Annotated in this window: 17 protein-coding genes; 4 read left to right on the plus strand and 13 right to left on the minus strand. The window is 40.4% G+C overall.

From position 1 onward, the window contains the following. Positions 1 to 95 precede the first annotated feature (95 nt). The 3 genes from RWN13_RS14670 to RWN13_RS14680 all read right to left on the minus strand — a co-directional run bounded on the left by RWN13_RS14670 (position 96) and on the right by RWN13_RS14680 (position 4,049). Complete coding sequence (locus RWN13_RS14670) at positions 96 to 929, minus strand: Cof-type HAD-IIB family hydrolase (RefSeq protein ID WP_314065141.1); 834 nt, start codon at positions 927 to 929, stop codon at positions 96 to 98. Between the two features lie 223 nt (positions 930 to 1,152). Next, entirely contained in the window at positions 1,153 to 2,163 is a 1,011-nt protein-coding gene (locus RWN13_RS14675) for an LPXTG cell wall anchor domain-containing protein (RefSeq protein ID WP_314065144.1), read from the minus strand. Between the two features lie 245 nt (positions 2,164 to 2,408). Continuing rightward, positions 2,409 to 4,049, minus strand: a complete 1,641-nt coding sequence (locus RWN13_RS14680) for a peptide ABC transporter substrate-binding protein (protein WP_314065147.1) — start codon at positions 4,047 to 4,049, stop codon at positions 2,409 to 2,411. 170 nt (positions 4,050 to 4,219) lie between these two features. On the opposite strand from RWN13_RS14680, the gene RWN13_RS14685 reads away from it, so the two are divergent. Beyond that, on the plus strand, positions 4,220 to 5,773 hold the full coding sequence (locus RWN13_RS14685) for a hypothetical protein (RefSeq protein ID WP_314065150.1): 1,554 nt from the start codon (positions 4,220 to 4,222) through the stop codon (positions 5,771 to 5,773). 33 nt (positions 5,774 to 5,806) lie between these two features. On the opposite strand, the gene RWN13_RS14690 is transcribed toward RWN13_RS14685, so the two are convergent. The 6 genes from RWN13_RS14690 to RWN13_RS14715 form a co-directional block, all read right to left on the minus strand. Continuing rightward, positions 5,807 to 6,430 (minus strand): flavin reductase family protein, encoded by a 624-nt coding sequence (locus RWN13_RS14690; RefSeq protein WP_314065152.1) that lies wholly within the window; start codon positions 6,428 to 6,430, stop codon positions 5,807 to 5,809. Next, complete coding sequence (locus RWN13_RS14695; RefSeq protein ID WP_314065154.1) at positions 6,431 to 7,033, minus strand: alpha/beta hydrolase; 603 nt, start codon at positions 7,031 to 7,033, stop codon at positions 6,431 to 6,433. It lies immediately after the preceding gene. Position 7,034: 1 nt separating this feature from the next. After that, positions 7,035 to 8,000 carry a ring-cleaving dioxygenase gene (locus RWN13_RS14700; protein WP_314065156.1) on the minus strand — a complete coding sequence of 322 codons (966 nt, stop codon included), beginning with the start codon at positions 7,998 to 8,000 and terminating at the stop codon, positions 7,035 to 7,037. Between the two features lie 292 nt (positions 8,001 to 8,292). Beyond that, positions 8,293 to 9,747, minus strand: a complete 1,455-nt coding sequence (locus RWN13_RS14705; protein ID WP_314065158.1) for a helix-turn-helix domain-containing protein — start codon at positions 9,745 to 9,747, stop codon at positions 8,293 to 8,295. 134 nt (positions 9,748 to 9,881) lie between these two features. Further along, the gene (locus tag RWN13_RS14710; RefSeq protein WP_314065161.1) at positions 9,882 to 11,648 is read right to left on the minus strand and encodes an ABC transporter ATP-binding protein; all 1,767 of its coding nucleotides are present in this window, start codon (positions 11,646 to 11,648) and stop codon (positions 9,882 to 9,884) included. Continuing rightward, positions 11,645 to 13,375, minus strand: a complete 1,731-nt coding sequence (locus tag RWN13_RS14715; protein WP_314065164.1) for an ABC transporter ATP-binding protein — start codon at positions 13,373 to 13,375, stop codon at positions 11,645 to 11,647. Before RWN13_RS14715 ends, RWN13_RS14710 begins: the two co-directional genes overlap by 4 nt. 1,059 nt (positions 13,376 to 14,434) lie before the next feature. Here RWN13_RS14715 and RWN13_RS14720 point away from each other — a divergent pair. Together RWN13_RS14720 and rnjA are read left to right on the plus strand one after the other, a co-directional pair. Beyond that, the gene (locus tag RWN13_RS14720; RefSeq protein WP_314065167.1) at positions 14,435 to 14,650 is read left to right on the plus strand and encodes a DNA-directed RNA polymerase subunit epsilon; all 216 of its coding nucleotides are present in this window, start codon (positions 14,435 to 14,437) and stop codon (positions 14,648 to 14,650) included. Further along, positions 14,651 to 16,324 carry a ribonuclease J1 gene (gene rnjA, locus RWN13_RS14725; RefSeq protein ID WP_314065169.1) on the plus strand — a complete coding sequence of 558 codons (1,674 nt, stop codon included), beginning with the start codon at positions 14,651 to 14,653 and terminating at the stop codon, positions 16,322 to 16,324. A 283-nt stretch (positions 16,325 to 16,607) separates the two neighbouring features. On the opposite strand, the gene RWN13_RS14730 is transcribed toward rnjA, so the two are convergent. Genes RWN13_RS14730 through RWN13_RS14740 form a run of 3 tightly spaced genes read right to left on the minus strand, consistent with a single transcriptional unit; the run spans position 16,608 to position 18,591 of the window. Next, positions 16,608 to 17,897: a PTS sugar transporter subunit IIC gene (locus RWN13_RS14730; protein WP_314065172.1), complete on the minus strand. Its 1,290-nt coding sequence runs from the start codon at positions 17,895 to 17,897 to the stop codon at positions 16,608 to 16,610. Continuing rightward, positions 17,890 to 18,213 (minus strand): PTS sugar transporter subunit IIB, encoded by a 324-nt coding sequence (locus tag RWN13_RS14735; RefSeq protein ID WP_314065174.1) that lies wholly within the window; start codon positions 18,211 to 18,213, stop codon positions 17,890 to 17,892. Before RWN13_RS14735 ends, RWN13_RS14730 begins: the two co-directional genes overlap by 8 nt. After that, positions 18,214 to 18,591 carry a PTS lactose/cellobiose transporter subunit IIA gene (locus RWN13_RS14740; RefSeq protein ID WP_314065176.1) on the minus strand — a complete coding sequence of 126 codons (378 nt, stop codon included), beginning with the start codon at positions 18,589 to 18,591 and terminating at the stop codon, positions 18,214 to 18,216. A 208-nt stretch (positions 18,592 to 18,799) separates the two neighbouring features. Here RWN13_RS14740 and RWN13_RS14745 point away from each other — a divergent pair, with 208 nt between their 5' ends. Continuing rightward, the gene (locus RWN13_RS14745) at positions 18,800 to 21,448 is read left to right on the plus strand and encodes a sigma 54-interacting transcriptional regulator (RefSeq protein ID WP_314065180.1); all 2,649 of its coding nucleotides are present in this window, start codon (positions 18,800 to 18,802) and stop codon (positions 21,446 to 21,448) included. A 44-nt stretch (positions 21,449 to 21,492) separates the two neighbouring features. On the opposite strand, the gene RWN13_RS14750 is transcribed toward RWN13_RS14745, so the two are convergent. After that, positions 21,493 to 21,951 carry a universal stress protein gene (locus RWN13_RS14750; RefSeq protein WP_314065183.1) on the minus strand — a complete coding sequence of 153 codons (459 nt, stop codon included), beginning with the start codon at positions 21,949 to 21,951 and terminating at the stop codon, positions 21,493 to 21,495. Positions 21,952 to 21,965: the final 14 nt, after the last annotated feature.

The raw sequence follows: 21,965 nt of genomic DNA on the forward strand, positions 1-21,965 counted from the left end.
TATCAGTTATTCTGATAGTCACCAAGATATTTTTCTGTTTTAAGGGAGTTTTGTCCCACCCTCGTTTTTTTTGCCTACGGAGACGGATGAATGACCTAAATCAACCCATAGTGATTAAACGCATTGTAAAGGCCATCCTCTTCCAAGTCTGTTGTAATGTAGTCCGCCACTGCTTTAAGTCCTTCTTTGGCATTTCCCATAGCGATCCCTATTTGGCATAACTCCAGCATCTCTTTGTCGTTCATGCCATCTCCGATTCCTACTGTGGCATCTTGAGAGATATCCAGGTGATTTAATAAAAACTCAATGGCCACGCCTTTATGAATGCCTGGCACCATCAATTCGCCGCTGTCATCACCAAAAACTGGCACCGTGCAATGAATCACGTCGAATTCGCCATTAAATTCCGTTTGGATCTCCTTAAAAGGCACATGAGGGTTTTCCAAAAAACAAGCTTTATTCACATCATTGCGGTAAAGATTGTCATCACTAAAGGTGATTTTTTCTAAAAAAGGATGTTTGCCTTGTTTGGCTTTCTCCTCTTCTGTCATCCCTTGAGTCACTAAATCAGTTAAGTGTTGTTCCAACTGAACATTACCATAAAGTCCACCATTTGATTCCAAATAAAAGCTAAAGCCTTTTTCCACAAAATAATCGACCATATGACGGACACTTTCTTCTGTTACTTGACGATGAAAAATGATCTCACCTTGAGATTCAATGAACCCGCCGCCAGCGCCAATCACACCATCAAAGCCCACGGCTAATAAATGATCGTAGATTTCTGGTTTTGAGCGCCCTGTACACAAGTACAACAGGTGCCCATTGGCTTTCGCTCTGTGAATCGCCTCTTGAGCCGATGGGGGGATTTGTTCATGTCGATCGACTAATGTCCCGTCTATGTCAATAAATACTAGTTTCTTTTCCATGATTGCCTCTTTCCCTTATCTCATTAATCACTCTAATGAGATCGTCAGTCATTTTTTCTGACTACTGCTTAACTTTACAGAATTCTTTTAGAAAAAACTAGGGTTTCTTGTTTTTTTATAAAAAACAGGAAAGGTGTCGTCATGTGGTGAGTAATGTACACCATTGTTTTAACGAAAAAAAGTACTGACCTTTGGAAAAGTTCTAAGGTCAGCACTGCTCAATCTATAAGTTTGTTTTTCCCGTTTTATTTCGTTTAATTACAAAGATAATCGCCCCTAGAACTATCAAAATCCCTACAACAGATATAGCCCATTTTGCTTTTTCTTCACCTGTTTGGGGTAATTTTAATAAATTTCCTTTATCGCTGTCTTCTTTTTTTGCAGATGATAATGGCTTTCCCCCTTCATCAGTTTTTTTAGAATCAGACGTATGGGTGCTACTGGCGCTAGTCTCCATACCGTTGTCAATTCTATTTTTTATCAGCGCAATCCTACCAGCTGGCAAACTTTCGCCATCTTCTTTAAATTTGTTTTCAAATGCCTTCAGGTCTGTTAGAACGGCAATCAACTCCTCATTCGATACAGATTTAATCGGCATAAAGCTACTACCACTTGGATATAAAGCCTTTAGATAGGCCTGTAACTCATCAACTCGAGGAATCATTTCCGCAAAACTATTAAAATCATTTGGTACAAATGATAATTGCTGCGAAATACTCTCCCAAGAAAGACTTTTGTCTCCATACAGCCCCCTGAGAACACGAACGTAAGAACTCATATCCATCCCAATAATATCATAATTATATCTTTCGTAAAGGGTCATTGTTGTTAATAACTGCTCATCAGAGTAGCTACTCAATTCAGACTCTGTCATCTTATATTCCATTTGCGATAATATTGCTCGTATGCCTTCTCCAGTCGTCGTATTAAAAAGTGAGGGGTCTATTTCTTTAGCTTCCCCCACTTGTTCTTTGATTAAGGCTTCTACATCCTCAACAACTTTTTGAGCCTCATCATTTGACACCGATGATTCCGGAATAACAGCTGATTCTTCTGTCGTTTCTTTGGGTACTTCTTTAGATTCCTCAACTGGTTCTTTAAGGTCACTACTTGTTTCCGTTGTCGCTTCCGTCTTCACTTCTGGTATCGTTTCATCTGCAAAAACGGGTTGCCCCAAGCTAATACATCCTCCTAGTATAACAATCTGGCTTAACATTAATAATTTCTGTTTCATCGTCTCCACTCCTTGTAATGTATTTGTCACAATCGTAACATAAAGGTTACAATTTAGATAGCGACTTTTCATAAAAAGTTCTTTATTAATAAAATTTTAATGTTTAATCTGCCTATTGTTCTTCAATATCAGTATTAGCAAATTAGCAATGTCATGTTCGTGTAGAGGAAATGACGAGTCGCTCAACTTGAATCTCATCTCATTTTCATCATACAAAAAAGCCACGAAAAGTCGTGGCTTTTAGTTTAGTTAGACAACCGGGCTAAACGATAAGAAACCGAGCGACCGAAGGGAAAGACTTGGACATCTGTTAGTCCCTCTTTGGTTAGAAAAGCAATCGAACCTTGATAAACTGGGGCAATCGCAACCTCTTCGCCAATTCCTAATTTTTCAGTATCTAGCATTTGCTGCCAACGTTCCTCTGGTTTCGTTGCCAAGCTGGCTTTAGCTGCTTCAATCCCTTTATCGTATTCAGGGTTGCTAAATTTCCCAAAATTTAACCCACCAGTAGATTCGTAAACTTCCAAGAAGTTTATCGGATCAGCATAGTCTGGTGTCCAAGTGCCAAAGAAGAAATCAAACTCACCAGCTCGATTTAAATCGAGACGCTGAGCAACGGGCACGTGTTTAATGTTAACCTTTAAACCTGGCAAGTTACTTTGTAATTCGGCTTGTAGAAACTCCACTGTTTTCTTAGCCGTAGGTGAATCAGCTGACAATAACTCTAACTCCAAGGAGTCTTTGCCTAATTCTTTTTTAGCCTCTTCCCAAGCCGATTGGGCTTTTTCCACGTCATAAGTCAACAAATCGCCATTTTCTTCGCGAAACTCCTGACCTGTTTGAGGATTTTTAGCGTAGTTATTTGGCACCAAGCCGTTAAGAGCGATAGAACCATCTGCCAAAATATTTTCAGCAAACTTTTCTTTGTCGTATGCCTGAGCAATCGCTAGCCGGGCATTTCGATTGCCGGTAATCTCTCGTTGGGTATTAAACCCAATATAACCAATTAAAGCTTTTGGCACAGCTTGAAACTCTGGTTCGTTTTTCTTTTGGGTAGCGTATTCGTCCCCAATAACGGTAAAATCAACGTCACCTGCCTCAAATAAACTAACCCCTGTGCCAATCTCTTTGATAACACTGACCTTTACCTTGTCCAAATAAACATTTTTGGCATCCCAATATGCCTCATTCTTAGTAAAGACCCATTCATTATTGGTGCCGTCCCAGCCACTGATGGTGAAGGGGCCATTACTTAGCACTTTCTCCCCATCGGTTCCGTAATCGGTTCCCAGTTTTTCAGCGAAATCCTGATTTTTTGGCAGGAAGGGGGTTCCTGTCAATAATTTAGCCAAGTATGGCGTTGGGTTTTCAAGAGTGATTTCCAAGTGAGTATCGTCAATAGCTTTAACGCCTAAATCCTCTAGATTTCCCTTGTCTTCTCGAATAGTTTTGGCATTTTTGATGACATCCATCTGGTTGGCACTAGGGGAGCCATAGTCAGGATCGACTACATTTTGAAAAGCATAAACAAAATCATTGGCCGTTACGGGTTCACCATTGCTCCATTGAGCTTCACGAATGTCATAGGTGTAAACGGTTTGATCTTCAGATATTTCCGGCTCTTTGGCAGCCATGGCCAACTCTGCTTCATTATTCGGCCCTACACGATACAGACCTTCAATAATCTGACCAATAGTATCCGAGCTATAGACGTCACTGTACAAGGCACTATCCAGAGTCGACAGTTCGCCACCAGAGGTCACTTTTATAACTGACTCGGCCTTAGTTTCCTTCTCTTTCGGTTTGTCGGCTTGTTTGTTCGTCCCACAGGCTGCTAATAAGCTGATGGTCATTAGGGCTCCTACTAGAAAGTTAATCTTTTTCATTCCTTCATCTCCGTTCTTCTTTATCCACTTGTTGACTTGCTGTGAGCTGTTTCTAAAACCCATATTAATTATATTGTAATCTAGTTAAACTTTCTAAACAATTTATTTGTCTTTTGCGGTATAATGAATTTAGTATGTTATACATTAGATTATATTTAAGGAGTCTGTTTATGAAAAAATCGTGGATCTTTACAGGCTTAATTGTCCTGATGATTCTTATAATGGGTGGCTTATTTTTTTGGAAAAATTATTACCACACCCCTCTCAAATCAAATAGAAGTGACATCAAAGCCGCTCTTCTAGAGAAGGCCCAGGCCTTATTTAGTTCAGAGGATGGGGATTTCCTGGCAAAAAACTTGGAAGAAAAAGAGGTGATAGCGGTATCAGATGAATTAAGTCGTGTTCTAGTGGCCCAGAATATCAGTAAAAGCGACTTAACTGAAGCCAAACAAAAAGAGTTGGTTGAGTCACAAGAGAAAATCGACTTGGCCACTCAAAAACTAGCCATCCAACTCCATTTAAACAACATGTTCCTCAGTGTGGACTACCGTCAAGCTGAGAACAAGGCAGCCTCTGTCGATGTGGAAAAAGTCTTTGATGAGGGCACAGAATCAAGTCACGAAGCCTCTTCTGAATCGACTGAAGAATCTAGCGGCGCCCGAAAACTGAAAGATATTTCTGAAAAAGTCACTAAAAACCAATTAGTTGCGATTAATGGCACGGAACACAACGCTTTTTTAATCATTTCAGACACCTTGGTTCAAAACGACCTGGATGCTTTCAACCAATTATTTGAAGCCGATTCTGAAACAGGCCTTTGGCATCAAACCATGGCGACTATTCTAAAAAATGCTGAAGAGCAGTTAATGACTTATGAGACGGCAAAAACCAAGGTAATGGAGCTATTTGATGGGGCAGATGTTCGCTTCGATATTACTAAGGACGAATTTCAAGAAGTCTTAGGTCAAGTTGAAAAGATTTACAGCCCCAAAAGACAAGAAGAGCTGATGGAACTGATGGAAAAAGTAGCTGAAGCCATTGGCGCAGAATTATTGAATCGTGACTTTATTTTTGAAAACTTAAGCGACAAAGACGGCGTCACTTTTGAGGCTAAGCAGACCAATGCGGACTGGTGGACTGGCCCGATTTCCTTTAGCGTCACCGTCAAAAATGACACCTCAAAAAATATTTCCTTTTCATACGGTCGCTTAGCGATATTAAAATCGACTAATACCTTTCATCCTTCGCAATACACTTTACGAAGTGACAGCGACCGTTTTATCGTAAAAAAAGGGGAAAGTTTCACCATTGATGCCCTGCAGTTTAAATTCCCGACGGAAGCCTTAGTCAGTGGCAGTCGCGGCAGTCAACTGGCCTATCTTTTAGACAAAGAAGAAGTCAGTACGCCAACGACCATTATCATCGCTAACGTCTTGTTTAACCAGAAACCAACCACGACTAGTTCGTCTGAAAAGCCTGAAGAAACGGTGCCAAGCTTAGATGTGGTCGCCATTCAAAAGATCCGGGAAAAGCTATTAGATCTAGATGTGACGGCTAATTCCATCACGGATGTGGATATGCAAGCCCTTATTGATCAAGCGGCCAAGGATAATCTAGATGAAGCTGGCTTAATCAAATTAATCTGTGAATACTTGCAACTGGATTACCAGCAAGTCATGGCTGATGCCGAAGCGAAAGCAAAAGACACCTCTAGCGGTACGTAAAAAAGTTGACAAGCATGTGCTTGTCAACTTTTTTTATTGAGGCCGTGGTAGTTCGTAAGTACTGCCAAGGATACCGTAATTGGGTCCTGCTAAGCGGGCAATTGGTTTGAGGCTTAAGACATCCACATGGCCAGTCTGTCTATCAAAGACGTCCTCGTCAAAATAAAAGTCCACTATTTCCAGAATAAACAAATCGGTCATGATCTGGCTTTGATCTTTATTATAGACTGGCACATGTTGATAGACCCGACTTTCAAAGCGAATCTTAGCTTTGGCAATCGCAGGCACCTTAAGACGGTAGCTGGCAATTGTCTCCAACTCAAGAGCCGTTAATTCACTTTCTTCTCGGGGTAAACTAGCTGAACTGGCGTTCATTTCCTGCAACAGATTATCATCGACAATGTGAATCACCCCTTCACCGGTTTGGCTAAGGTTATAGGCCGTGTCTTTTTGTTCCCCATTTTCTCGCATAATGCTTAAGGATACTAAGGGTAGGTCTTTTGAGACAATCGAAAATAAACTAAAGGGTGCCAAGTTCACTACCTGCCCATCTGGCGATAAGGTGCTTACCCATGCGATTGGGCGGGGCACCACACTGCCGCTTAAAAATTTGTATTGTTGACTGGCTGATAACTCTTCTCCTTGATAGTGAATCATTTAACTCAACTCCTCTAGCCATTGTTTAGCAGACGCTAGTTCTTCTCGAGTCAGTCCATGACTCATGACAGCGCGATAAGCCGTGACAGAGGCCTTTCTCTCAGCAAATGCCTGAACCAATTCTTCAAAGGTCTCAACTGGCACAATCGGATCCAATTCCCCATAAGATAACCAAACCTTGCTTTCTGAAAGGGGAAAATGATGGTCGTGCTTTCCAAGAGACATGGGGTGAAACAATAGACCTCGTGTGAAGCCCCCTTCTCGTGCCAACATCAAATGAGCACCGATATTGGCGCCATTGGAGTACCCTAAAATAATCATCTGTGAGAGATCCAACTGATAGGTCCCTATTAGCTCCTTCACTTCTTCAAGAAGGTTATCTGTTTGTTTTTCCAAGTCGACTAAATCAAACTGTCCTTCAGCAAATCGGCGAAAATAACGATTTGCGCCGCCTTCACTGACTTTACCTCGAATGCCTAATAAGGAAGAATTGGGTGCAATCGCAGTAGCTAGCTCGACTAAGGAGTGCTCATCGCCACCAGTACCATGGAGTAATAAAATAGGCGGGGCTTGTCGGTCTTTTTCAATAAAGAGATGAGTCATCTTATTTACCTCGACTTGTGTCAAATGGACGAACAGCACTTTCAATGACGGCTCGTTTACCTTCCAAAAATGGCGGTAATGACAGGCTCTCACCTAAGGTTTCATAAGGTTCATCCCCCATAAATCCTGGTCCGTCTGTAGCAAATTCAAACAGGATATAACCGACGCGAACGTAAAGCGACTCAAAATAGAAGCGATCCACATAACCTGAATGATGGAGACCATCTTCTTCTAAGATGCCTTCCCAATAAGCCAAAGCTTGCCGATTTGGAACTCTGATTGCCACATGGTGGACTTCGCCATAACCTTGTTGGGCATTTCCTGTCTGATGGTCTTCTTTCACGATGATCGTCGCACCATTGCCACCTTCACCAACTTCGAATAAGGTGTGGTCCCCCTCTTTTGCCACTTCTCTAAAGGCTAATTTATCGACTAGCCAATGTCTTAACTTAGTATAGTAGCTAACGGTTAACTCAACTGGCCCCAGCCCTACAATGGCATATTCATGAGGGACCGGTCCTTCTTGCCAAGGCACACCTGGTGCTACGCCTGTGTCCCCTTCATCTGAAAAGAGCTGATAGCGCTGATCATCAAAATCACTAAAGCGGATGCCTTTTTTACCAAAGGTTTCACTGATGCCTTCATGGGTTACCGCGAATTCATCAAAACGATCGATCCAGTACTCAAGGGCTTTGTCGCTTGGGACTCGCAAGCCCGTCCGAGAGATGGAATTATTTCCCTGAATCCCCTTTGGGTTATTGGGGAAATCAAAAAATGTCATATCTGTTCCTGGGTTGCCACGATCATCAGCAAAAAAAGTATGGTAAGTTTGAATATCATCCTGATTGACTGTTTTTTTAACTAAACGCATGCCAAGTACCTCAGTAAAAAAGTGATAGTTCTTTTCGGCGCTGCTTGTCATTGCTGTTACGTGGTGAATGCCTAATACATCATGGTTGTTTGTCATTGTCATAACCTCCGATTGATTTAAAAAGTAACTTACTTTATGTAAGTATAATATCGTGTATTGAGTCATTATGCAAGTTATATGTTTCCCTTATAATGAATAGCTGGGCAATTGAGCCAGCCATTCATTGATTCACGGAGATGGTGAGATAAAGCAGACCTAAAGATTTCACTCTCTATAGGTGTCGGAGAACCTAATGGACGTTGAAACTCATGTCGGTCTTGAGGGGTGTATCTGTGACGAGTCCTTCTAGAAAAAAAACAAAAGGATTTTATTTCCCAACATGTCTGTTTTATTTTCCGTGGATGGTAGCTACTTGAGCAATCATCGCATTAAAGTAGTAGTCCTCCAACATGGCGATCTCTTTAGGGGAAATATCAAAAGGTATGCAAAAATAATCAATGTCAATCTCAATATTATTAATATCTGTAATCAATAAATCAAAGCTGTCGTTAATCTCCTGACGGGCATCGGCAAAGGTACTTTGAATGATGCTAACATCAAACTGATTGACGAAGGTATTTTTTATGACACTCCAGTTGTTGGCGACGATGATATTATTGTAGTTACTGTAAATAGCGACTTTTAGTTTAGGCTGTTTCTGATAACCCGTGGTTAAAAAATCATCGGCAGAGCTAAACACATTGTATAACATTTTTTCTGGCTCTAGTCCTAACTTGGGAGCAAGTGCATCAACGATGCGCGAAACGGTTAAAAATAAAAAAGGCACTCGCTTTTTAATGTTGGGCAGTAAATAGGCCGCTCTGTCCGTTAAAACAGGAATATGATACTTTTCACTAATCGTCGTATTATATAGATTAAAGATGAACCATTCTTTAAAGTTAAAATGAAAACCTAATTCCGTTTCAATTTGGTTGGCCAAGTCTGCATACAACTTATACGTTTGTTTGACTGCGGGATGGCCTTTTGCTAACTGTTGAAACTCATCCATTCTAAAACACATAAATTCATTTTGACTTGGGCGCCAAATCTCTCGAAAGAAGTCATGGGTCTCTTCTAATGCAGCCAAATCCGATAAGGTACGGTTATACTCACAAATCGCCTGCGAATAAACTTCCTGAGTGTCAAATTGGTCGTATTGATTTTGAGGATTACGACTCATTCTAAAGACTCGAATCACACCATACAGTACTAGTAGATTGCGATTCATGGGTAGGATGGTCGCACTTTCGGCTTTATACAACTGATTGATTGCCACTTGAACCGGTTCTACTAGTTCTGGTTCTAGGGGTAACTGACTGTCGTATTTTGCTAAAAAATAACTACGGAAGTAGGCGGTCACCCACTGTTCGCTGCCGCTTATAGCCAGCGGACTCGTGGTTATTTCAAAATGATGGCTCTTGATGATTTGGTTGATTTGATTAATTGCTTTACTAATGACTGTTGGACTAGAATATAAGGCGTCTGCCAACTCAGCGACATCCTCATAATCATGTAAAAAAATCGCCTCTAAGATATTAAAATGTAGGCTGTCCGACAGTAGTAGCGAATGGATGTACTTGAGTGAATACCCTTGAGGAATCATTAGCTTCACGCCTAACTTAGTAGAGGCGGTTATCTCAATTGGCACCATGATACTATTTAAATATTTAATGTCCTCTCTTAAAGTTCGTTCACTGTAGCCAATCACCTCACTGACGTTTTCCAAGGTGACCCATTCATTCTGATAAAGATAGCTGACCATCTTCAACATACGCAGGCCTTGTTTGCCTAATAGACGTTTCATCCCTAATCTCCTTCTTTTTCTAATGAATTTAATATATCATTCTTGATCAAAAAATAATACTAAAACAATTAAATAGTCCGTGAGTCAAAAAAAGCTGGTAAAAGCCTTTGGTTTGGCTTTTACCAGCTTGCAAGTTATTCGTAATCGGCATCTTCGTTAAACTGACTGTTGTACAACTGTTCGTAGAATCCGCCCTCTGCTAAAAGACTGTTATGGGTGCCTTGTTCAATGATCTCCCCTTGATTCATCACTAAAATCAAATCGGCATCACGAATCGTCGATAAACGGTGGGCAATCACAAAACTAGTCCGACCTTTCATGACACGGGTCATGGCCTTTTGAATCAGCGCCTCTAAGCGAGTATCCACGGAACTGGTAGCTTCGTCTAAAATCAAAATTTTAGGATCAGAAATCACCGCTCTGGCAATGGTTAACAGTTGCTTTTGGCCTAAGGAAACATTGGAAGCTTCTTCATCAATTTCCATCTCATAGCCTTTTGGCATGGTTTTGATAAAATGATGAACATTAGCCGTTTTGGCTGCATCGACGACTTCATAATCAGTGGCATCCAGTTTGCCAAAACGAATGTTTTCACCGATGGTGTCGTGGTACAACCAGGCATCTTGTAAGACCATGCCAAAAATTTCTCGAACATCGCTACGGTTCATCCGTTGAGTGTCGATGCCATCAATCTTAATAGCACCTGCATTGACGTCATAAAAACGCATCAGCAAGTTGATCAACGTGGTCTTCCCTGCTCCTGTCGGCCCGACTATCGCCACGGTTTGTCCCGGTTTAACTTCAAAGCTCAAGTCCCTTATCAGTGGCTTAGCTGGGTCGTAACTGAAGGCAACGTGATCGAAGACCACATGGCCTTCAATCATCTCAGGTAACGGTTGATCCACATCGTTCAGCCGTTCTTCTTTTTCGTCGAGGATTTCAAAAATCCGTGTGGTTGAAGCAGACGCACTTTGCAGTACGGCTGCTAGTTGGGTGATTTGACCCATGGGTTGGTTTACTTGCCAGATATATTGAATAAAGGCTTGTAAATTTCCTACTGTTAAGCTCCCTGCAATAATAAAGAAACAGCCGGTAATCGCAATAGCGATATAAGCTAAGTATGAGGTAAGCTGAACTAATGGCATCATCAAGCCCGAGATAAAGGCTGATTTAAAGCCGTAACGGGACAAGCGATGGCTGACTTCTTTAAAACCTTCTAAGGTCTCTTTTTCACGTCCGTAAAGCTTTAAGACGTTAAAGCCAGTCATATGTTCGGTGACAAACCCATTTAAATCACCTAAGGCATTTTGTTGCCCTTGGAAATATTTTTGTGATTTAGAGACAATAAAACGTGAAATAAAAATGGAAGCCGGAATCATTAAGATACTCATTAAAGCCATTTGCAAGTTTAAGACAAACATCATGGTGACAGCCATGACGATTCCTAAGATAGCTGTCACAATTGCGATAAAGCTCTGTTGCAAGGCATTGCTTAGGGCGTCAACATCATTGGTCACCCGTGACAGTACTTCTCCTTGTTGGTGAGTGTCAAAATAGGAAACTGGCAATCGATTGATTTTTTCGGCAATATCTGTCCGCAGGTCCTTCATGGCGCCTTGGACGACTTTGGTCATCAACACGACTGAGAAATACTGAGTTGCGCTGTAAAAGACGGTTATCGCCAGAATCGCCAGAATGGTCTTCATAATATAAGGGAAGTTGACCCCTTCTCCTTTTAAGACATTTTTCAAGATTTCCGTTGTCGGTAAACCTGTCACATAGGGCAACAGAACGTTGAGTCCAACAGAGCCAACGGTAAAGAGAACTGCCAGCCAAAATTTCACTTTATAAGGACGCAGGTAATTCCATAAACGTTTTAGTGAACGGATTGATTTTTTCATGCGAGTTCCTCCTCTGATAATTGAGATGAGGCAATGTCATAATAAATCTCACAAGAGGTTAATAGTTCCCGATGGGTGCCAATTGCCACCACATCGCCTTCATTTAAGACCACAATCTTGTCAGCTTGCATGATGGTACTCACACGTTGAGCCACGATTAAGACCGTAGAGTTAGTGGTTTCCTTTTTGAGACGAGCGCGCAAATTGGAATCCGTCTTATAATCCAATGCGGAGAAACTGTCATCAAAGACATAGATAGCCGGTCGACGAATAATCGCCCGAGCAATGGCCAATCGTTGTTTTTGACCACCAGAAAAATTGGCGCCGCCTTCTGATAATAGTTCGTCATAGCCCTCTGTTTTTTGCGAGATAAATTCCGTTGCCTGAGAGACTTCTGCGGCATACAATAGGTCTTCCTCGGTAGCATCAGCTTTACCAAATAACATATTCTCACGAATTGTTCCTGTAAAGAGCAGAGCTTTCTGAGGGATAAACCCTATTTTCGCTCTTAAAGCAGCCAAATTATAGTCTTTAACATTAACCCCATCAATTAAAATATCCCCCTTGGTGGTGTCATAAAAGCGAGGAATCAATTGGATTAAGGTTGACTTGCCACTTCCGGTACTGCCGATAAAAGCCACCGTTTCACCTGGATTTGCGGTAAAACTAACATCTCGAATCACCGGACTTTCCGTCGCTCCTGGATAAGCAAAGGTCACGTTCTTAAATTCAATGACGCCTTGAGTGGCAGTTTCTTTAACCCCATCAGGATTTTCTGAAATAGAGGTAACTGTGTCTAGAACTTCCTGAATTCTATTAGCGGAAACGGCAGCTCGCGGATACATCATAAAGACAGAAGCAAAAAGCATAAATGAGAACAAGGCATGGAAAACATATTCAATGAAGGAAATTAATTTTCCGACTTCCAGTTGCCCCAAATCAATTTGCTTGGCACCAAACCAAATAACAAGAACCATGATGATATTAAATAAAAAATAAAACCCTGGCTGAGCCACAGCCACTAATTTAAAGAGCTTGGTTGAGCTGGCTGCGTAATTCTCGTTGACTTCATCAAAGCGTTTCTCTTCAAACTTTTCGTTGACAAAGGCTCTAATCACTCGCAAACCAGATAAATTCTCACGCAATATCATGTTAATTTTATCGAGATTTTTTTGTTGTTTCTCAGACAATGGCTCTGATATGCGAGCAATGATGATTACACCCAACAATAAAAACGGAATCGCAAAAAAAACAAATTTTGATAATGAGGCACTTTCTCTCATGATCATGTAAAGACTTGCGGCAAACATCATTGGTGTCATAAAGCCTAAACGTAAGAACTGCCCTAAAAACATCATGACTTGATACGCATCGTTAGTCGTTCGGGTAATCAGTGAGGAGACCCCTAGCTTTTCGTATTCCTGATGGGAATACGTCTGCATGTTTTCAAACATGTCATCTCTAATATCGATGATGATGGAGGTATTTAACTTCGCGCCAAAATAAGTCAGTAACATGTTTAAAATAATCCCGACTACAACAATGCCAATCATAAACATCCCCATTAACTTAACATAGTCAAAATCTTTTTGTTTTACTCCGATGTCAATCATTCGACCAAGTAAGGTTGGCAAGCCTAACTCAATAATAATAAAACCAAACACACATAAGAAATTAAAAAACAGTAATTTCTTGTGGCGCATGGTGTACTTCCACATTAATTTCAACTAATCATCTCCTTTATTCGTTGTGTTATCACTTGGCATCACTTTTGTCAACCGGTGCGTCCTTTTGCTGATAGACGGTTATGCCTTGGCAAAACCATCTGTTGGGATTATTTGATAAACTCTCTATAGATAAAAACTAACTCCTGGTTTCTTAGGAATTAGTTTTGGTAGTCATAGATAGAAAAGGTACAGGTTGCTATGGGACGTGGCATTATACGCCACGTGGCTATTTATCAGTTAAGTTAGATCCTCTCACTGATTTTTAGCTAGTTTAACAAATTAGTACAGCCAACAGTATTAACTAGTTAAATATAGCACATTTCTCAAGGATAAACCAAGCTTTTCATGGGATTTCTTTCCAGTCTATTTCTCTGGGGTTAAGGAGTTGTCTCGAGCCGATTCCTTAACGTTATTTCTTGGTTCAGAGGAAGGCCTCAGTTGTGTCGGAAAAGACTCTTCTTGAGGTTCCTTAATTCCTGTCAGCTCTGACCATCATCGAAAGCTTTTCCTTTTGTCTAGCTTTGAATTGCAGCCCTTCGGAAGTTAGATAAACCCCTGAAGTGACAAAAAGCGTCACTTTTGGGGTTTCCTTAATTTCTTTCAGCGCTAATCGCAATTAAAAGCTTTTCCTTTTGTCTAGCTTTTTGATTCAGCTTCTCGGAAATTAGATAAGTTACTTGGAGTGGTATAAAGCACCTCTTCTGTATCTTTCTTAATTTCTATCGAACCTATACGAATCCAAAAGCTTTTCCATGTTCCTATACTTATTTGGTAATTTATGATAGAATTATTTTAATTGTAACAAACACGTATTTTTATCAAACGGTTATCTATGTAGTTATTACATACTGACAAATTGGAACAAAGACGAGGTTCCATGGCACTTTTTAACCCAAGGTTATGGTGTGTTTAATAAAAAAAGCAGGTGAATTTCACCTATCTTTCGTGTGTTCAAATTAATAGTAAAGCACGTCTTAACGTGTATAACATATAAGGTATTCTGCAAGGTTGGCTAGATGAGTCTGTCTTGTAGGGCCTAATGAAAAGGAGAAATGATACATGATTTTTAAAGTATACTATCAGGAAACAAAGGTTAGAAATCCAAAGAGAGAGCAAACGCAATCTCTTTATATTGAAGCTGACAATGACGTTATTGCACGTCAATTAGTAGAAGACAATACCCCATATAACATCGAATTGGTGCAATCTTTAGAAGGCAATCACTTAGACTATGAAAAAGAAAATGCTGACTTCACGCTTACGGAGTTTAACTAGATGAAACCCACTATAAAAAACAATGAAACAGGTGTTTTTGGGATTGGTGGACTTGGCGAAATCGGAAAAAATACATACGGGGTACAATTTCAAGATGAAATCATTATCGTTGATGCTGGGATTAAATTTCCGGAAGATGATTTACTTGGAATTGACTATGTTATTCCTGATTATAGCTACATTGTCCAAAATATCAAAAAGGTTAAAGCATTGGTCATTACCCATGGTCATGAAGATCATATCGGTGGTGTGCCTTACTTATTAAAACAGGTTAATGTTCCGATTTATGCTGGTCCTTTGGCTTTGGCCTTGATCAAAAATAAATTAGAAGAACATGGTCTTTTACGTGATGCGGAACTTCACGAAATTAATGAAGACACCATTATTAAATTCCGCAAAACTGCAGTGAGTTTTTTCCGTACCACACATAGTATTCCAGATGCTTTAGGCGTAGTTGTTAAAACGCCCTCTGGCAATATTGTTTGTACAGGGGATTTCAAATTCGACTTCACTCCTGTTGGTGAACCACCTAACTTACAAAAAATGGCCCGAATTGGTGAAGAAGGCGTCCTTTGTATGCTTTCAGACAGTACCAATGCTGAAGTGCCAGAGTTTACTAAATCAGAAAAAACGATTGGTAAATCGATTGAACATATTTTTGAAAAAATCGAAGGTCGGATTATATTCGCTACCTTCGCTTCCAATATTTTCAGATTACAACAAACTGCCATGGCGGCTGTAAAAACTGGTCGTAAAGTGGCCGTCTTCGGACGTAGCATGGAGAATGCTATGGTCAACGGTCAAAAACTTGGTTATATCAATGTGCCAGAAGATACCTTTATTGACTCTCGCCAAATCAACAGCTATCCAGCCAATGAAATGCTGATTTTATGTACAGGGTCTCAAGGCGAACCGATGGCGGCGTTAAGTCGGATCGCTAACGGCACTCACCGTCAGATTCAAATTCAGCCTGGCGACACCGTTATTTTTTCAAGCTCGCCTATTCCAGGTAACACTGTTAGTGTTAATCGGGTGATTAACTTACTATCTGAAGCAGGCGCTGAAGTTATTCATGGTAAAGTTAATAATATTCATACCTCTGGGCATGGTGGTCAACAAGAACAAAAATTAATGTTAAGCTTGATGAAACCTAAATACTTTATGCCAGTCCATGGTGAATACCGGATGTTACGGGTTCATACACAGTTGGCTGAAGATACTGGGGTTCCAAAAGAAAACTGCTTTATTTTAGAAAACGGCGATGTTTTAGCTCTTACTCAGGAAAGCGCCCGAGTTGCAGGTCATTTCAATGCTGGTGACGTTTATGTCGACGGAAATGGTGTCGGAGATATCGGCAACATCGTCTTACGAGATCGTCGTATTTTATCTGAAGAAGGTCTGGTATTAGCGGTTATTACCGTTAATTATGAGAAACAACAAATCATGGCGGGACCTGATATTCTGTCTCGTGGCTTTATCTACATGCGTGAATCTGGTGATTTAATCAACCAGTGCCAACGAATTTTAGCGAAAGCTGTTAACAAAGCCCTTAGAGAGCCTGAGTGTAATGAAGCTAAGCTTAAAGAAGTGATTATTAGTACCTTAGATCCTTTCTTAGTGGAAAAAACAGAACGTCATCCGATGATTTTACCAATGGTATTAACAGCTGATTAGAACTCTTAGCAAATGACTTTGGTCATTTGCTTTTTTGGGCTCTGGCCTTACTTTTACTTTTATGCCTGATGGCACTTAATTATTCCTCTATCTCAGAAAAATTTGAATATAACGTGAAACTCTTAACTGTTCATCATAATTGTTAAAACATCAGGTTTTTGTTTGCTTGCTTTAAACTATATTCGTATCCCCTTATGGCTAGAATCAGCAAGCAATGGGACAAAACTGACATTGAATTAACCAAAAAAAGAGAAACAGCTGCTTGGCTGTCTCTCTTTTTTGGTTATTTAGCTTGTACCCCACCTATTTCAACATCATAGGCACGTCGGTCTTCCATTTTGAAGAAGGGATAGTAAATCGCAAAGCTGAGGAAAATTTGCACAATTTGCAGTAGCGCTCCCCGCCATCCAGATAAGATAAAACCAGAGACAACTGCTGGCATGGTCCATGGCAATAAGATACCATTAGTAATCGGAACCAGTCCTGTTGCCATTGCGGTATAGGCGATAATGCACATAATAACTGGTGCCGCAATAAAAGGAATCAACATGATTGGGTTTAACACAATCGGAATCCCAAAAATCAATGGCTCGTTGATATTAAAGATCGCTGGAGCGATTGACAGTTTACCTAGCGTTTTAAATTGAGTTGATTTGGCCATTAAGACACAGGCAATGGCTAAACCAATCGTGGCACTTGAGCCACCTAATTTAATAAAATTCCCATAAAATTGAGCATTAACAATATTTGGTAACACATCGCCACTGGCAAAGGCTTGAGCATTTTCTACGGCTAAGGCGGTCCAAATTGGTGTCATAACTGCCCCAATAATATTCGATCCATGGATCCCAAAGGCCCATAGTAAGGCTTCAAACAGCAAGACGATGATTGTCGCTGGCAAGGAACTTCCTAAAGCCAGAAGAGGTGTTTGCAAGACTTCAAATATAAAATTATGAGCGGTTTCAAAACTGGTAAAGGTAAAGCCAATTCTGATAAAGTTAAAAATAACTGCTACAAACACACCTGGAACCAAAGCTGAGAACGAGGTAGCCACATTGGATGGAACGGAGTCAGGCATTTTAATGACCCAACCTTTTTGCACAACCCAGCGGAAGATTTCAACAGCTAAGATCGCTGTAATCATTCCGACGAATAAACCTGAAGCGCCGAAATTACCAATTGGCAATCCAGTCTCTCCTGCTTCACTGGTAATGATTGGCGTTAAGATGAAGAAGGCTAAAATCGCCGCCGCCTGAGAGGAAGCTTCATCTACATGATAGTATTTACCTAACTCTTTGGCGATTCCCAGTATGACAAATATGGTCATCACGTTCATAGTCATGTCATTTACTTTTAGAAAGAGACTCATCCAGTCTTTGCCTAAAATCGATTCCATCATATTCAGATAAGGATCGAAGGGCAGCTGAGTGATTAACAGAAAGATTGACCCAATAATTAACAATGGCATTGCCACAAAAAAACCAGTTTTTATAGCACTTAAATAGCGATTTGAATCTAATTTATAGGCAATCGGGCCTAATTTTTCTTGCAATTTATCCATCAATTTATTCATAATTTTCCTCCATCTTAGCTAGTGATAATACTCGGTCAACCACTTTTGTGCCGTCCATTCGACCATATTCCAGTATGGGAATGGACATGACTTTTTTAGTGGTTCCTTTAAATAAGGCTTGGTACTTTTTTTCTAAAAATGAAACCTGGGGTCCCAGTAACAAGATATCAGTCTCAGCTAAATACTTGTCAAATTCTTTTTCTGAGACGGACATTAACTCAATTGCCACCTCCTTTTCTTCAATTGCCTTTTTCATCTTACTGACGAGTAAACTCGTTGACATTCCAGCAGCACAGGCCAGGGTAACTCTCAGCATTTACTTGCCTCCTTTCAGTTTAAATAAGTCAATAAAATTCCCCGCTAAATCAATAATCGTCAACGCGTTCATGTAGTGATCTAGGGCATGGATGTCCATCAACGAAATGCCTTGCCCATCTTGGGTTGTCTCCAAGTTGTCACTGATAATCTCCTTTTGAAAGCGATTGGCTTTATTTAATTCCTCTGTCGCTTCGATTTGCAGCTGCGCTGCAGACTCAAATCGCCCTTCCTTTGCGGCTTCGATGGCTTGTAACGCTAAACTTCTAGCATAGCCTCCGTGAACGATTAACATAACTGCTCGCTCTTCGTATTGTTCATCCTGATCTCTCACTGGCACTTCACCTCCGGTTCTCACTTTTACTAAAGCAAGTTCCATGCCAGCTTTTTAACACCCTGAAAAAGCCTGACAGAACACGACTTTTATTAGTAGGGATATCATGTGTTTCATTTGTGGAGCAATCACTTTGAGCAAATGAAACACATTGAAACAAGTTCACTCTGGTATTTACTTTTAATGATTCCTGTTCCATAATGTATCTATTCCCATCTCTATCACACGCTTACATAAAGGAGTCGATGCATTTATGAAACGAATTGATTTAATTTTGTCAGAAATGACTAAACTGTATTCCGGCGAAGGCCTGTCAACCATGCGAATTGCCGAACAAATAAACTTGTCGAGAGCCAATGTCAGCAATGATTTAAATGAACTCGTTAAAATGGGGTTGGCTCGCAAAGAAGCGGGCAAGCCTGTCCTCTATCATCCTGTTATTAAACAATCCAAATTAGAGCAGTTTGAGCGGGACAATCCCTCATTGCAGATGGTCATCAAACAGGCGAAAGCAGCCGTATTATACCCACCAAAAGGGTTGAATATGCTAATTTACGGGGAAACCGGTGTGGGGAAATCCATGCTGGCTTCCTTGATTTACGACTATGCACAGTATACTAATCAATTAGAGGACCTGCCCTTTGTCCAGTTTAATTGTGCAGATTATGCCAATAATCCGCAACTACTAGTTGGACAGCTTTTTGGCATTTCAAAAAATGCCTATACCGGCGCGGAAGAAGAAAAAAAGGGCTTGATTGAAAAAGCCAATGGCGGTATTTTATTTTTGGATGAGATTCACCGGTTGCCTCCTGAGGGACAAGAAATCTTCTTTACTTTTCTTGATCGAGGGGTCTATCACCGCTTAGGCGAATCTGATGTGGAGCGTCAAGCCAGTGTGTTGATCATAGCTGCCACAACGGAGGCAAGTAATTCGGCCTTGCTCAATACTTTTCAACGACGGATTCCCATGATTTTAATGTTGCCTAATCTCGCAGAAAGAACTTCCGAAGAACGGGCCGCTTTAATCTCCTTATTTTTTCAACAGGAAGCCAATCGTTTAAATGAGACCATCAAAATCACCAAAAACTCACTACGTGCTTTCTTAAATTACGACTGTTTGCACAATATTGGGCAATTAAAAAATGATATCCAACTGACTTGTGCCAAAGCTTACGCTGACTTTTTAGTCATGTCGCACAAAGAAATTGTGATTCATAGCCCAGAGCTACCACCTTACATCTTGATGGGCTTATACTCGGCCAGCGAAAAAAAAGACGATAGTCTTACTAGCCAGTTAGCTGGTAAATACATCGCCTTTGAACCAGAATGTGAGGATAATTGCCACCAAAACGCCCTTAATATCTATGAATTAATCCATTCCAATGAGTTGATTCATCAAGATGAGACCTTGGGTTATGATGAGATTCAAGAAATTTTACGGACTAATTTTGACACATTTTTCCCACCACAAAGTCATCCACAGAGTATGGATAATCTTAAAATAATGATGTCAGAGCCTCTTTATAAAATTTGTACTGAGACGATTGCTTTGGCAGAGAATCTCTTAAAGCGCCCCATTAATAACAAGCTAAAGCAATCGATGGCGATTCATATTTCCACGATTTACCATCGAATTAAACGAGGTGATTTACCAAAAAAGCATCATGATGCAGACGAACTGGCCAATTTGTATCCCCACTATTTTAGTATTGCTACGGAGTGCTTATTGTTCTTAAATGCGGCCTTAGACATTGATATCCCTCAGGAAGAAGTCGCTTTTCTAACGATGTTTTTTATTTATAATGACCAAAATGATCATCAAAAAGAAAACTTAGTGCGCGTTTTTGTCGTCTCTCACGGGGCCTCATCGGCGACTTCCATGGCCGCTTTTGTCAATGAATTACTAGGAACAGAACATGCTGTTGGGATTAACATGGATTTAAGTGAAAGCCCTTCGATTATTATTGAACAGATCAGGCAGCTGATTCTCAGCAGTCACTCAACCAGCGACAGTCTTTTTCTAGTTGATATGGGCTCTTTAATTAATCTAGGAACGGAAATCGAAAAAACCTGCCAGATTAAGTGTCGAACGTTTGATATGTCCAGCACAATTCACGTCCTTGAAGCGACGCGTAAAGCCATAATTGGAACACCTATCGATGAAATTTTCCAAGATTTATTAAGCATTCGTTCTAGCAACAATCCAACAAATGCTCAAAATCAGTTTCCTGTGATTCCTGAAGAGGATAAAGTTTCAGTTATTTTATCTTTTTGTTTAACTGGTGAAGGGACTGCGGTCATTATGAAAAATCTGTTAAAACAAAAATTAAGTAATTTGCCAGATAGTATCAAAATCATTACCATTACTTTGCTGCGGGATGAATCGATTGGTAGTTACATCAAGCATATGCAAAATCAGTATCACATTTTATGTGTGGTCACAACAGTTCCGATTGAAACGGCCCTGCCTCAATTTCAATTGTATGATCTATTTAACAGTCATGTCATTCAACAGATTCAGTACTTTATCGAATTGGACACCACTTATCGGGAGATTGAGCTGACTTTGAAAGATGAACTTAAACATATTGACAGTTTTGCTATAGTGGCCGATACAAAAAAGTTTATCAAACGAATTGAAAATGTCTTTGGTATTAATTTTAATATCAAAATTATTTTCGGTGCTATTTTTCATATATCATGCCTTGTTGATCGCCTAAAGGGCGATTACAATTTCATTGATTTCCCCGATAGTCAAGCCTATAAACAAAAATATCTAAAGGAGTTCAATATCATCTGTGGTCTCTTAACCACTTTCGAACGGGATTATGAGATTGTTATCCCAGACAATGAAGTCCTCTATTTGATTTCTATTTTCTTTGGCGAACTTCAAGAAGATTGACAAAAAAGGACTCAAAAGGATTGCTCACCTTTGAGTCCTATGGATTATTCCAAGCCTTTACTTTCAGGATTCTTCACGACTAATACGTTACACGCCGCGTGCTGCACTACGTAGCTAGTAGTCGAACCAATGATCATCCGATTGACGACGCCTTTTCCTGTGGCGCCGATAATCAGCAACTCAATGTCATACTGCTCCGCTACAAATTTGGCAATGCTGGTTTTAGGATTACCTAAGCGAATAATTGGCACCACGTCTACTAATTGATGAGTGGCTGCGTATTCAAGGTATTTATCCATTTCCTTCTCAGCAGCCTCTTCTTCTTCCCTGATGATTTCACCATAGGCAAAAGGGCTGTAGGAGCCCGCCTGGTCGTTAATAACTTGCAAAACATGTAAAGAGGCATGATTGCGTTTGGCAACTTCTACTGCGTGTTTAAAGGCTAAATCCGAATTATCAGATCCATCAACCGCCACTAAAATTCGTTGATAATTACTTAACATGGAAATCCACTCCT

Source organism: uncultured Vagococcus sp. (assembly GCF_963518325.1).
In the GTDB taxonomy this organism is placed as follows: domain Bacteria; phylum Bacillota; class Bacilli; order Lactobacillales; family Vagococcaceae; genus Vagococcus_D.

Coding starts and splice junctions, on each gene's coding strand:
- RWN13_RS14670 (WP_314065141.1), bottom strand. CDS start 929: ATGGAAAAGAAACTAGTATTTATTGACATAGACGGGACATTAGTCGAT.
- RWN13_RS14675 (WP_314065144.1), bottom strand. CDS start 2,163: ATGAAACAGAAATTATTAATGTTAAGCCAGATTGTTATACTAGGAGGA.
- RWN13_RS14680 (WP_314065147.1), bottom strand. CDS start 4,049: ATGAAAAAGATTAACTTTCTAGTAGGAGCCCTAATGACCATCAGCTTA.
- RWN13_RS14685 (WP_314065150.1), top strand. CDS start 4,220: ATGAAAAAATCGTGGATCTTTACAGGCTTAATTGTCCTGATGATTCTT.
- RWN13_RS14690 (WP_314065152.1), bottom strand. CDS start 6,430: ATGATTCACTATCAAGGAGAAGAGTTATCAGCCAGTCAACAATACAAA.
- RWN13_RS14695 (WP_314065154.1), bottom strand. CDS start 7,033: ATGACTCATCTCTTTATTGAAAAAGACCGACAAGCCCCGCCTATTTTA.
- RWN13_RS14700 (WP_314065156.1), bottom strand. CDS start 8,000: ATGACAAACAACCATGATGTATTAGGCATTCACCACGTAACAGCAATG.
- RWN13_RS14705 (WP_314065158.1), bottom strand. CDS start 9,747: ATGAAACGTCTATTAGGCAAACAAGGCCTGCGTATGTTGAAGATGGTC.
- RWN13_RS14710 (WP_314065161.1), bottom strand. CDS start 11,648: ATGAAAAAATCAATCCGTTCACTAAAACGTTTATGGAATTACCTGCGT.
- RWN13_RS14720 (WP_314065167.1), top strand. CDS start 14,435: ATGATTTTTAAAGTATACTATCAGGAAACAAAGGTTAGAAATCCAAAG.
- rnjA (WP_314065169.1), top strand. CDS start 14,651: ATGAAACCCACTATAAAAAACAATGAAACAGGTGTTTTTGGGATTGGT.
- RWN13_RS14730 (WP_314065172.1), bottom strand. CDS start 17,897: ATGAATAAATTGATGGATAAATTGCAAGAAAAATTAGGCCCGATTGCC.
- RWN13_RS14735 (WP_314065174.1), bottom strand. CDS start 18,213: ATGCTGAGAGTTACCCTGGCCTGTGCTGCTGGAATGTCAACGAGTTTA.
- RWN13_RS14740 (WP_314065176.1), bottom strand. CDS start 18,591: ATGGAACTTGCTTTAGTAAAAGTGAGAACCGGAGGTGAAGTGCCAGTG.
- RWN13_RS14745 (WP_314065180.1), top strand. CDS start 18,800: ATGAAACGAATTGATTTAATTTTGTCAGAAATGACTAAACTGTATTCC.
- RWN13_RS14750 (WP_314065183.1), bottom strand. CDS start 21,951: ATGTTAAGTAATTATCAACGAATTTTAGTGGCGGTTGATGGATCTGAT.